9 protein-coding genes are annotated in these 11,915 nt (G+C 65.3%); 6 read left to right on the top strand and 3 right to left on the bottom strand.

The features are described 5' to 3' along the window. Window positions 1–10: 10 nt before the first annotated feature. From ACTPOI_RS13885 to ACTPOI_RS13875, 3 genes are all read right to left on the bottom strand, one after another. Window positions 11–2,413, bottom strand: coding sequence for a catalase (locus ACTPOI_RS13885; RefSeq protein WP_440109737.1), 2,403 nt, complete (start codon window positions 2,411–2,413; stop codon window positions 11–13). A gap of 101 nt (window positions 2,414–2,514) precedes the next feature. Next, a complete protein-coding gene (ligD, locus tag ACTPOI_RS13880; protein WP_440109735.1) occupies window positions 2,515–5,061 on the bottom strand; it encodes a DNA ligase D in 2,547 nt (848 codons plus the stop codon). A gap of 30 nt (window positions 5,062–5,091) precedes the next feature. After that, window positions 5,092–5,298, bottom strand: a complete 207-nt coding sequence (locus ACTPOI_RS13875; protein ID WP_440109733.1) for a DUF3606 domain-containing protein — start codon at window positions 5,296–5,298, stop codon at window positions 5,092–5,094. 301 nt (window positions 5,299–5,599) lie between these two features. On the opposite strand from ACTPOI_RS13875, the gene ACTPOI_RS13870 reads away from it, so the two are divergent. The 6 genes from ACTPOI_RS13870 to ACTPOI_RS13845 all read left to right on the top strand — a co-directional run bounded on the left by ACTPOI_RS13870 (window position 5,600) and on the right by ACTPOI_RS13845 (window position 11,899). Then, on the top strand, window positions 5,600–5,815 hold the full coding sequence (locus ACTPOI_RS13870) for a hypothetical protein (RefSeq protein ID WP_440109731.1): 216 nt from the start codon (window positions 5,600–5,602) through the stop codon (window positions 5,813–5,815). 110 nt (window positions 5,816–5,925) lie between these two features. Continuing rightward, window positions 5,926–6,909, top strand: a complete 984-nt coding sequence (locus ACTPOI_RS13865; RefSeq protein WP_440109729.1) for a methyltransferase — start codon at window positions 5,926–5,928, stop codon at window positions 6,907–6,909. Then, on the top strand, window positions 6,906–8,210 hold the full coding sequence (locus tag ACTPOI_RS13860) for a phosphoribosylamine--glycine ligase (RefSeq protein ID WP_440109727.1): 1,305 nt from the start codon (window positions 6,906–6,908) through the stop codon (window positions 8,208–8,210). The genes ACTPOI_RS13865 and ACTPOI_RS13860 overlap by 4 nt, the downstream gene beginning before the upstream one ends. 120 nt (window positions 8,211–8,330) lie before the next feature. After that, on the top strand, window positions 8,331–9,803 hold the full coding sequence (locus tag ACTPOI_RS13855) for an iron-containing redox enzyme family protein (RefSeq protein ID WP_440109725.1): 1,473 nt from the start codon (window positions 8,331–8,333) through the stop codon (window positions 9,801–9,803). Between the two features lie 122 nt (window positions 9,804–9,925). After that, complete coding sequence (locus tag ACTPOI_RS13850; RefSeq protein ID WP_440109723.1) at window positions 9,926–10,693, top strand: ferritin-like domain-containing protein; 768 nt, start codon at window positions 9,926–9,928, stop codon at window positions 10,691–10,693. A 27-nt stretch (window positions 10,694–10,720) separates the two neighbouring features. After that, a complete protein-coding gene (locus ACTPOI_RS13845; protein WP_440109721.1) occupies window positions 10,721–11,899 on the top strand; it encodes a hypothetical protein in 1,179 nt (392 codons plus the stop codon). The last annotated feature ends 16 nt before the right edge of the window (window positions 11,900–11,915 follow it).

The raw sequence follows: 11,915 nt of genomic DNA, 5'->3' as shown, positions 1-11,915 counted from the left end.
CGGACACCCATCACACCAACGGCGGATCGGTCTCCCGCTCCGGATGGCGGTGCAGGGCAATACACCGGATGAACGCCTCAAACTCGGCGCCCCCTGCTCCGGCAACGATGCCGGGGTCGGGCTCGCCGCCCGGCAGCGAGGTGGGCACGCCTGCAGCTTCCAGCAGCATGGCCGATGCCGGCATGACGAGGATGGACTTGCAGTGCCGGTAATGGTCCTTGATGAATTCCATGGTGTGGCCGTCGGCCGCCAGCTTCTGGACGCCTGCCGAACCATCCGGCAGCGCCAGCGCATCGAAGAGGAATCCGGGCTCGTTTTCCATCGACGCATCGGCATCCATGCGAACGCCATCCGCCGTCTTGACCGGGCCGATGCGCGGTGCCACCAGTCGCGGCACCGCGCCCTGCGCCTGCAGCAGGGCGTGGAGCTGCATCACGCTTTCGCCCGCCACGCCATCCGCAACCAGCAGTGCAATCTTTCGGCCAGCAATGCTGCCATCGCCGGGCCGCGCCATCAGCGAGAGGGCATCGGACACGTCCACCTCGGGCGTGGGTGCCTCGGCAATCGCCTTGGGCATGGGCGCGGGCAGCGTGGTGATGCCCAGACCCGCCGCGACCTGCGCCGCCAGGCCTTCCGACACATTGCGCAATGAAGACACCATGCGCTCGCGAATCGCAGGCACGGTCACCTTGCTGAGCTCGAAACGGAAGGCCGCCACGATGTGCTGCTGCTCTACCGCCGTCTGGCTGTCAAAGAACAGCCGGGCCTGGGTGTAGTGCTCTGCAAACTTCTCGGGCTTGGCGCGTACCCTGCCTTGCTCTTCCTTGGCAGCAATGCGGGCAGGCACCGATACAAAGCCCTGTGAGCCAGCCTGGAACGGGCAACCGCCTGCCAGCGAGTTGGGCTCGTAGGACACCCGTCCGCGGTGGATGGCCTGGCGGTGCATGCCGTCGCGCTGGTTGTTGTGCACCGGGGCGATGGGCGAATTGATCGGGATCTCATGGAAGTTGGGGCCGCCCAAGCGCGAAATCTGCGTATCCACATACGAATGGATGCGCCCAGCCAGCAGCGGGTCGTTCGAAAAATCGATGCCCGGCACCACGTGCGCAGTACAGAAGGCCACTTGCTCCGTTTCAGCAAAAAAGTTGTCGGGGTTGCGGTTGAGCACCATGCGGCCGATGGGGCGCACGGGGATCAGTTCTTCCGGAATGATCTTGGTGGCATCCAGGATGTCGAAGCTGAAGCGGTCGGCCTGCTCTTCCGTGAAGACCTGCACGCCCAGCTCGTACTCGGGGTAGACGCCCGCCTCGATGCGTTCCCACAGGTCGCGTCGGTGGTAGTCGGGGTCGGCGCCAGAGATCTTGACGGCCTCGTCCCACACCAGCGAGTGGGTGCCCGCCTTGGGAGACCAGTGGAACTTGACGAACACCGATTCCCCTGCCGCGTTGACGAAGCGGAAGGAGTGCACGCCAAAGCCCTGCATGGTGGCGTAGCTGCGCGGAATGGCGCGGTCTGACATCACCCACATCAGCATGTGGGTGGACTCCGGCATGAGCGAGACGAAATCCCAGAAGGTGTCGTGCGCGCTGGCGGCCTGCGGCATCTGGTGGTGCGGCTCGGGTTTGACGGCGTGGACCAGGTCGGGGAACTTCATGGCGTCCTGGATGAAGAACACGGGCATGTTGTTGCCCACCAGGTCCCAGTTGCCTTCGTCGGTGTAAAACTTCACGGCAAAGCCGCGCACGTCACGCGCCGTGTCCTTGGAGCCGCGCTCGCCCTGCACGGTGGAAAAGCGCACGAACACCGGCGTGATCTTTCCAGCCTCCTGAAACGGCGCGGCGCGGGTGATATCGCCAAGCGATTCATACGCCTCGAAGAAACCGTGGGCGCCCGAGCCCCGGGCATGAACGATGCGCTCTGGAATGCGCTCATGGTCGAAATGGGTAAGCTTTTCGCGCAGAACGAAGTCTTCCAGCAGCACCGGGCCGCGCACGCCGTACTTGAGCGAGTTCTGGTTGTCGCTGACAGGCACGCCCTGATTGGTGGTCAGGCGCTGGCCGGTTGAATCGACCCGCACGCGGTCGAGTGATTCGATCGTGGCGTTCACGCCCGGGGTGGCGCGGCTCCCGGTCTTGGGGTTCGATGGCTCGGCCTCGGAAAGCGTGCTGGCGCCCACCAAGTCGGAACCGGGCTCCACCGTTGCGCCAGGTTGCGGGGCCGTACCCTGCTCAAACCCGTGTTCGCCGGGCTTCGTCGCATTGAAGGGCATGGCAGCGGCCATGGCGTGGGTTTCGATGGCTTTGCGGGCCAGCGCATCACCGCTGGGCTCCATGGACGACGGGGCACTGTCGGTGTTGCGTGCGGCGGCAGCAGACCGGTCACCGGCTGCAGCACCCTTGGGTTTCTCGCTCATTGGCGCGCCTTTCGTGGGAGAGTTGGAGAGGAATCGCCAGCGTCAGCGATGGGGGTGCAACCGTTTGTCAGACGGGCCCTACTTCGGCCGTAGCTGCCGAGCTAACTTTTTTGATCAGGCCGGAACCCCAGCTGCTTCATGGCTGCGCCCAGCGATACAGCGGCCTGGTCGTACCCCGCCCACGGGGTATTGCCCGTTGCCACGCGCTCGTCGACCGTGCGCACGGTCCAGTGAGCAGAGCTGCCTAGCCCGGCAAGTTCATCCCAGCCCAGTGGTACCGAAACCCCCATGCCTGGCCGCGCGCGGGCAGACCAGGCCGCTACGGTCGTAGCGCTGCGGCCGTTGCGAAGGTAGTCAACAAAGATCTTTCCCACCCGGTTGCGGGGACCACTGCGTGCCACAAACCGCCCGGGAATCGTCGCCGCCAGGTGCTGCACGATGGCGCCGGAGAACGACTTCACGGCGTCCCAGCCGTGCAGCCGTTTGACGGGAACCACCACATGCAGGCCCTTGCCCCCGCTGGTCTTGAGCCAGGCCGGCAGGCCCAGCTCGGCCAGCAGCACGCGCACCAGCTCGGCCCCTTCCTGCACCGCGGCCCAAGGCACGCCCTCACCCGGGTCCAGGTCAAAAGTCATACGGTCGGGCCGCTCGATGCGGTCCTTCCTGGCGTTCCAGGTATGAAACTCCACCACGTTCATCTGCGCGGCGGCCAGCAGCCCTGGCACGCCCAGGACTTCCATGAGCGGGGCGTGCCCGGCGTCCAGCGCAGGGTCCAGGTCCCGGATGCCATGGAGCCGCGTTTTGTCCATGTGCTTCTGGAAAAACAGCTCTCCCGCAATGCCATCAGGCGCCCGCACCAGGGCCACCGGCCGGGCCTGGAGGTGCGGCAGCATCAGGTGCGCCACCCTGGCGTAGTGGTGCGCAATATCGAGCTTGGTAACGCCGGTAGAGCTATCCACCACGCGGTCGGGGTGCGAGATGCGAAATCCCTCAGGCCATTCCGATGGGTTGGCAGGCGCCGGACGAGCAGCAGATGGGCGGGCGCTACCGGAACGGGCGCCGGGTAGTGTCTTGGACACCTCGCGCGCGATGTCACCGGCGGGCTTGTCGGCCCGCAGCCCGTGGAACACGGAATGGCGGACGCGCCCCTCCTTTGTCCACTCGGCAAACGACACCTCGGCAACCAGTTCAGGCTGCACCCAGTGCGCCTTCTTGCCGATGGAGCGCGGATTCGCAAAAGGACTGGCAGGCGCCTGCAGGGCCGAGAGCCGGGCCTTGAGCTGGGTCAGCGTGCGTTCGCTGAAACCCGTGCCCACATTGCCTGCATACCGCAGGCTGCCGTCGCTCTCGTGCACGCCCAATAGCAGCGATCCGATGCCCGTGCGCGAACCCTGCGGGTCGGTGTAGCCACCGATCACGAACTCCTGCCGGTGGCTACACTTGAGCTTGATCCAGTCGGCACTGCGCCGCGAGACATAGGCCGCGTCCTTGCGCTTGCCGATCACCCCCTCGAACCCCAGCCGGCAGGCCGATGCCACCAGGTCCTCCGGCGCAGCCTCAAAGCTTTCACTCAGGCGAACAGGCCCGCTGCTGGCCTGCCCCACCACGGTGCGCAGCAGCTCGCGGCGCTCCACAAGCGGCAGGGCCCGCAAGTCGCGGCCGTGGGCGAACGGCAGGTCAAACGCGTAATAGACGAGCTGGCTCACCTCCTTCGCATCAAACGCGTTCTGCAGAGCCTGAAAGTCCGGTACGCCGTTGGAATCCAGCACCAGCACTTCCCCGTCGATCCATGCGGAATCCACCTTCAGCGCAGCCAGAGCCTGGGCGAGCCGGGGCATCTTTGCGGTCCAGTCGTTGCCGTTGCGCGTGAAAAGACGCACCTCACCGCCGTCCACACGCGCCAGCAGGCGATAGCCGTCGAACTTGAGTTCCCACGCCCAGGCATCCGGGTCCGCTGGCGGGCTGTCGACCAGGGTGGCCAGCTGTGGGGCCAACTGCTCGGGCATCGCGGCCTTCTTGCCCGCAGCTGGCCCTGCTGCGCGGCGCGATGGTGGGGTTGTGGCGCGCCCGCCCTTCTCTGCAGGGGGTGTGACCGGCTTCAGTCGCGCCACGCTGTCGGGCATTTCATCGACCACGCTGCAGGCTGCGGCAGGCCGCTCGTGCGCGTCATGCTCCTTGATGAGCAACCACGGGGGCTGCTTTTCACTGCCCCGGCCGTGCATGCGCACCAGCGTCCACTGGCCCTGGAGCTTGTGGCCATGCAGGCTGAATTTGAGCTTGCCTTTGCGGTAGCCCTCCGCCGCATCGCCCACCGGCACCCAGTAGCCGCGGTCCCAGATGATGACCTTGCCAGCACCGTACTGGTGGGGCGGGATCTGGCCCTCAAAGCTGTTGTAGGCCATGGGATGGTCTTCCACCTGGACCGCCATGCGCTTGTCCGCGGGGTCCAGGCTCGGCCCCTTGGGCACAGCCCAGCTCTTCATCGTTCCCTCGATCTCCAGTCGCAGGTCGTAGTGCAGGCGGCTGGCCCAATGTTTCTGGATGACGTACTGCAACGCGGATGCACTGGGCTCACCACCATCGGCCGGCTCCGGCGTCTGGGTGAAGTCCCGCTTCTTGCGGTACAGATCGAGGGCGTCGTCTTTCATGGCGGTTCCCGGCACGGCGCGCGGAAGGCGTCACGAGCGCTGAGCGCCATCACCGGCAGGGCTGGCGCCTTTCAGATAGGCGCGCACTTTCTCGGCCGAGCTTCCTACCGAAGCCACGGCCTCGCGAATACGGTCCTCGCTGACCCCCAGGCTGCGCGCCCAGTCGCGCAACTCATAGGCTTCCGAAGTGTTGATCAGCTTGCGGTCCAGAGCGGTCTGGGTCTTGTCATCCTGCATGGGGGTCCTCGCTTTGAAAGGTGAAATCACGGGGCGCTGGCGCCCGTTCTGCCCGCAGCGTGGCACTGCTGTGACAACAGTCGCTGTAGGAAAAGCTTTATTGCGCGGAAGGAGGCAGCAGACACCGTCAAGCGTGCGTTGCGCGGTGCCCATAAAGGGGTTGCCACTGGAGCAGAACGTGCGCGCAGCGGCCCCACATCGCTGCAAGGCAATCGCCTACATCGCATGCGGCTGAGCTTTCTAAAGTGGAACGGGTGCAGGCAATGGTGCCCGCGCATTTCACCCGTAAGGAGTACGCAACATGGCCAACAACAGTGGAAGCAACAACAACAATCCGCAGGGACACAACCAGTACACCGACAACAACAGCGGCAGCAAAAGCAATGGTGGCGGACAACGCCAGCAGGAGCAGGGAGGCTCCAGCTCCAAGCAGCAAGGCAGCGGCACACGCGGCGGTACGCCGGAGCAACACGCTGAAGCCGGCCGCCAAAGCCACAAGAACGACCAGCGTTCGTGACGCCTGAAGCCGGAGCGGGACCCCAGCGGCCTGCACAGGCCGCTTGCGCTGCACTAGCGCCGGACGTTCATCCCGTTGCCGGTTTCGCTTCTTCCCCTGCTGCCCTCTCCGTGAGGGCAGCCTTGATTGAAACGGGGCAATGGCTGCAATCGCGGCAGTACGCTTTCACCACGGTTTCGCCCGCTACCCACGCCAAGGTTCTGGCCCAGCGCGGCGCCGGGTTTGGTGCTAGCAACTCCATTGCCTCCACACTGACTGATGCTTTGGGCTGGAGCTACCCGTTCGGGCCGGGACTCATACCTCCCCACTTCATGGATCTGCTGATGCAGGCATCGCTGGTCGAGCCTGTGGCGGAAGCCCGCGATCTCTACCGTGCGCGGGTACGGTTTTCCACCGTAGGCGGCTTTCTGGTGCCGCACTCTGCCTACCCGACCACACAGGCCGATGCCGTGTTCCTCGGGCCGGACACCTACCGCTTCGCACGCCTCATCCAGCACGAGCTGGCCCTGCAACCGGTACCTGAGGGTGGCCGCATACTGGACCTCGGTTGCGGTTCAGGCATTGGCGGCATCGTGGCCTGCAGCCACGCACCGGGCGGTACGCACAGCCCCACCGCTGGCAGCAACCTGCACCTTGCCGACCTCAGCCCCACGGCCATCGAATTCGCGCGGGCCAGTGCTGCGCTGGCTGGCATGTCGCACGCGAACTTCCATGTCGGAAGCCTTTTTGAACCCATCGATGGCAGCTTTGACCTCATCGTTGCCAACCCGCCTTACCTCAACGATGGCGCACAACGCCTCTACCGGCACGGTGGCGGTGCGCGTGGGGAAATGCTGTCGCTACGCATCGTGGAGCAAAGCCTTTCTCGCCTGCGGCAGAGGGGTCGGCTGGTGCTCTACACCGGGTCTGCCATAGTGGGCGGCGAAGATGGCTTTCTCCGCCAGGCCGAACAGGTCCTGTGCAAGGCCCACGGACTGACGTGGCGGTACGAAGAGATCGACCCGGATGTCTTCGGAGAAGAACTCGACACGACCGCTTACCGCGATGCCGACCGGATTGCGGCGGTATCGCTGGTGGTGGCGCGCACCGCATGAGGTTCCTGGGCATCGGGCAGACCAACGACCTCGCCGCGATGTACCGCGGGCTGATGCGGCGCGGGCACGAGGTGCGCGTGCATGTGGAAGACCCGGCCTATCGCGACATCTTCGCGGGCATGCTGAACTTCACCGAAGACTGGCAGGCCGAGCTGGGCTGGCTGCGCCAGGCGGGCCATGAGGGGGTGATCCTGTTTGAATCCGCCTCCCATGGCCCGCTGCAGGACAGCCTGCGGCGCGACGGTTTCCAGGTCATCGGGGGCAGTGCCCTGGGCGACCAGCTGGAAGGCGACCGCGACTTCGGCCAGGAGGCCTTCCGCTCCATTGGCCTGCAAACGGCGGCGCAGTACCGGTTCGTCCATCACGCGGATGCGATTGCCTTTGTAGAAAAGTATCCCGGGCGGTACGTGCTCAAGCTCAACGATGCCAACGCAGAAAGAACCCGCAACTACATCGGCCAGATGGACAGCGGGCAGGACATGCTGGCCTATCTCGCCCTTTGCGGAGCGGGCCAGGATGCCGACGCGGCGGTGGACTTTGTACTGATGCAGCATGTCAGCGGGGTGGAGGTCGGCGTAGGCGCGTACTTCAACGGCCATGACTTTCTGTCTCCGGCCTGCATCGACTTCGAGCACAAGCGGTTCTTCCCGGGCGACCTGGGCGAGCTCACCGGCGAGATGGGCACCATCGTCAGCTACCGGTCTTCGGAGGCGCTGTTCAGGAAGGTGCTGGCGCCACTTGCAGGCGTGCTGCGCGACGGCGGGTATTACGGCTACATCAACGTGAACCTCATCGTGAACGAGGAAGGCGTGTGGCCGCTGGAGTTCACCAGCCGCTTCGGCTACCCGGGCTATGCGATTTGCGAAGCACTGCACGCGGAGCCCTGGGAATCGGTCTTCATGGCCATGCTGCAAAGGCAGCGCAAGCAGTTCTCTACCTGGCCCGGGTTTGCTGCGGGCGTGGTGCTCACGGTGCCGCCGTTTCCGTATGCGTATGGGTATGAAACCCTCTCCAAAGGCATGCCGGTGTGCATGGCCGATGGCAGCGCTGCACACGAGCAGCCCTCGTTGCACCTGGCCGAAGTCGCGCTGCGCGGCCAACAGCTGGTGACCAGCGGCGTTACCGGTTATGTCGGCGTGGCCACCGGTACCGGCGACACACCGGCAGAGGCCAACCGCGCCGCCTTGGAGCTGGCACAGACCGTGGTGGTGCCCAACCTGCGCTACCGCACCGACATCGGCCATGCGGTCGAGAACGGGCAGTGGCAGCGCCTGCACCAGCTGGGCTGGTTGACCGGTTGACCCGCTGACGGGTTGATGCGGAAGGCGTAGGAAGGCGCCCACGGCACGCAGCGGCTTGCCCCGATACAGGGCCCGGCCCACTCAGGTGACTCTGAATGCCTGCCCATTCCTACCCAAGCCATGTCCCTCGCGCTTCAAAGACTTCCCCTGCAGCAGCCTGCCATCCGTCCCGCTCCCAACGCCTGCACGGCCGCACCTCCAGGCGCCCGGTTCCAGGACCTCTACCGGCGCCTGGCCCAGCGCACCCCCGACCAGAGCGACATCGATGACGGGGCCCACTTCCTCAAGGCGGAAATCGCCGCCAGCGCGCAACAGGAGGACGGGCTTCCAGGCAACCCTGACGACCTGTACCAATGGGTCCAGGGCCATGCACAGTCCGTGCAGTCCAGCTACCAGTCCTATCTGGACGGACGCAAGGCGGGAGCTGCACGACGGTTCTTCCACAGCCGCGCCCACGCCTTGTATTTCATCCGGCAGGTAGCCCCCACCAAGCTGGTGGACGGTGCCTGGCTCTACGGCATTTGCCGGCATGCGGGTAACCCGCTGTTCTATGACCTGCTGGTGACCTACCTGGAGGAACTGGGCGACGGCGCGGCAGCCAAGAACCACGTCACGCTGTACCGCGCACTGCTGGCCCGCTACGGCATCGGCACCGTGGATGACCTGCCTGATGCGCTGTACCGCCAGGGTGCCATCCAGGTGGCCCTGGGCTGGAACGCTGAAGTTTTCCTGCCCGAGGTGATCGGCTTCAACCTGGGCTACGAGCAGTTGCCGCTGCACCTGCTGATCACGGCCTACGAACTCAACGAGCTGGGCATCGACCCCTACTACTTCACCCTGCACGTCACCATCGACAACGCCGACAGCGGCCATGCAAGGCGCGCCTGCCAGGCCGCATGGGATGCCGCGCCAAAGATCGGTGATGCCCGGGCCTACTGGGACCGCGTGCGCGCCGGGGCGCGCCTGAGCAACGCCGGCACCGGCACACAGACAGTGATCGACAGCTTCGACATCGGGCAGGAAGTGATCCGGATCTTTGCACGCAAGGCCGGTGCCGGGCGTGGAGCGCACTCGGATTTCTGCAAGCTGCAGGGGCGCACCGTGAACGACTGGCTGGCCACCCCGGAACGCATGGCCGACTTTCTGGCCGCACTGGAAAAGGCAGGCTGGGTGAAACGCGGTGAACCCGTGCAGGAAAGCCGCTTCTGGCGCCTGCTCCAGGGGCCGCGCGCCGAGATGTTCGGCGTCTTTTCGCCGTATGAACTGCAGGTGATCCACGACTGGATCCGCGGGGCTGCTAGCGCCGATGGCGCCGCGTACGACAGCAACGCACTGCCCGGGGAATCGCTGCGCCCGCGCACTTTCCGCGTGACAGAACGGCTCAACATGGCCAGCGCTGGCAGCCCGGTCCCGCCGGAAGACGACGACCTGCTGGACCTGGACCTGCTGGCCTTCAACGAAACCTGGCCCCACTTGGACGCTGCAGGCCAAAACGACCTGCTGGTGCGCCTGATGGCGCCTGCCCTGCACTGGACACCGGCGGGTATGGCAGCCACCCGGCTCTTTGCCACGCGCGCCGGCACCAAGCACTAGACGCCCGGAGGGCAACTGGTCTGTGCCACGGCACAGCCTTCCCACCGGCGCGTGCGAAACAGTCCTACAGCCGGCATTTCCCAGGGCCCAAAACATGCTCCGCACACCACCAAGGAGCAACGATGCAAGCCACCACGACAGGAAGCAACCGCACCGGCGCCGCCACGGCCGCACAACGCGTCAGGGAAATGCTGGACGCCAACGAGCGCTGGGCGCCCAAGACCCTCCCCGACACCAGCCTGGCCGAGGCGGACCGAAGCCTTTACATCGCCGATTCGGATGCGATAGGTTCGATCCCGCCACCCGCCACCATCCAGGGCGTTCTCAAGACCGGCATCCACAAGCTGATGGGCGAGCGGCCTGAAATGCTGATGGACAAGATCGGCGAGCGCATTGCCTTCGAGCGCAGCGGCACGCGCCTGTACGACGCACTCATCGTCAAGTACCGCACCCTGGTCGATGCGGGGGGAGATGCAGCATTGCCGCTGGCAGAAGACTCCAATGCCGATGTGCTGGCGGCCCTGCAGGAGATCCGGCTGGAGGAGCACGAGCATTTTCTGATGCTCTGCGAGGTCATGCGCTCCATGGGGGGCGACCCCACGGCGCAGACGCCCTGTGCCGCTGTGATTGCCACCGCATCCATGGGCCTGATGCAGGTCGTCACCGACCCGCGCACGACGTTTGCGCAGTCGCTGAACGCCATGCTGACGGCCGAACTGACCGACAACGCGGGCTGGGAACTGCTGATCACCATGGCGCAGGACGCCGGCGAGAACGACATGGCCGAGCGCTTTGAGGCCGCCCTGGCAGACGAAGAACGCCACCTGGCCACCGTGCGGGCCTGGGTCCAGGCGCTGGCCCTCGCCTCCAAAGCCACCACCGCGGCCTGAGCGCTGCCCCGATACCGGAGATACCCCATGACGATCAATCTGCTGCAAGACAAAGGCATTCCCCTGGAGCGCCAGACCATGGCATGGAAGGACATGGTGGGCAAGCCCATCAGCAAGCTGGACGACGACGCATTCACCCGCGTACGCGCCATCCTCATGAACGGGGTGGAGCTCGATTCGCTGCGCACCAAGCAGGTGGCCTTGCGCATGAACGCCGATGCCCGCGTGACGCTGGCCCAGATGATGCGGGTGGAACAGCACCAGGCCACCACCATCAACTGGCTCATGAGCTCCGACCATTCGCCGCTGGAAACCACCATTGGCTACGAGCAGACGGCCATTGAAGTGACGGCGTCCATTGCGCAACTGGAGCCCGACCCGTACCTGGCCCAGGGCTACCGCTATGCCCTGCTGGAAGACTTTGACCACCTGTACCGCTACAGCGCCCTGCTGGACCGGCTGGAAGGCAAGGACGCCAACAACATCACGCAGGGCTACACCGACATCGTGCCCGCCCGCCCCACCTGGGAGCACCACCGCGCGCCCGAGCACGACCTGCTCGAACCCTATGGCCCGGGCGCAGAGCTGAGCACCAAGCTGCATGCCCTGACTCTGACCGGCGGCGAATACCAGACGCACGATTACTACATGAACATCGGCCCGCTGTTTGCCGATCCGCTGGCACGCCAGCTCTATGCCGAAATCGCGTCGGTCGAGTCGCAGCACATCACCCACTACGGCTCCATGCTCAACCCGCATGAGACACCGCTGGAAAAGCTGCTCATCAGCGAAGCCTGCGAGGTGTGGAACTACGCGGGATGCGCCGCCCAGGAATCCAACCCGCGCATCAAAGCCATCTGGGAGCGCTTTCTGGACTACGAGCTGGGCCACCTGCAGGTCGCCATGGAGCTGTTCAAAAACTTCGAGCGCCGCGACCCGGCCGAGGTGCTGGGCGATGGCCGGATGTCGCGCTTCATCGAGTTTCAAAGCCAGCGCGGTTTCATCCGGCACGTGGTCGAAAAAGAAACTGCGCTGCGCAAGCGCGAGACGCAGTTTGTGGACGAATCCGAAGAAGGCGCGTCTTCGCTCCAGTACCGCGAAATCGTCAACTCCACCGGCTCGCCATCGCACAACGCATCGGCCACCTGGGTATGGACACCGGGCACCGAACTCGCGCGCGATGACGCCCTGGAACGGGCCACCTGACGACGCACAGCGGCTA

This window comes from Acidovorax sp. BL-A-41-H1 (assembly GCF_051942715.1).
This window is presented reverse-complemented; position numbering and strand designations above follow the sequence as displayed.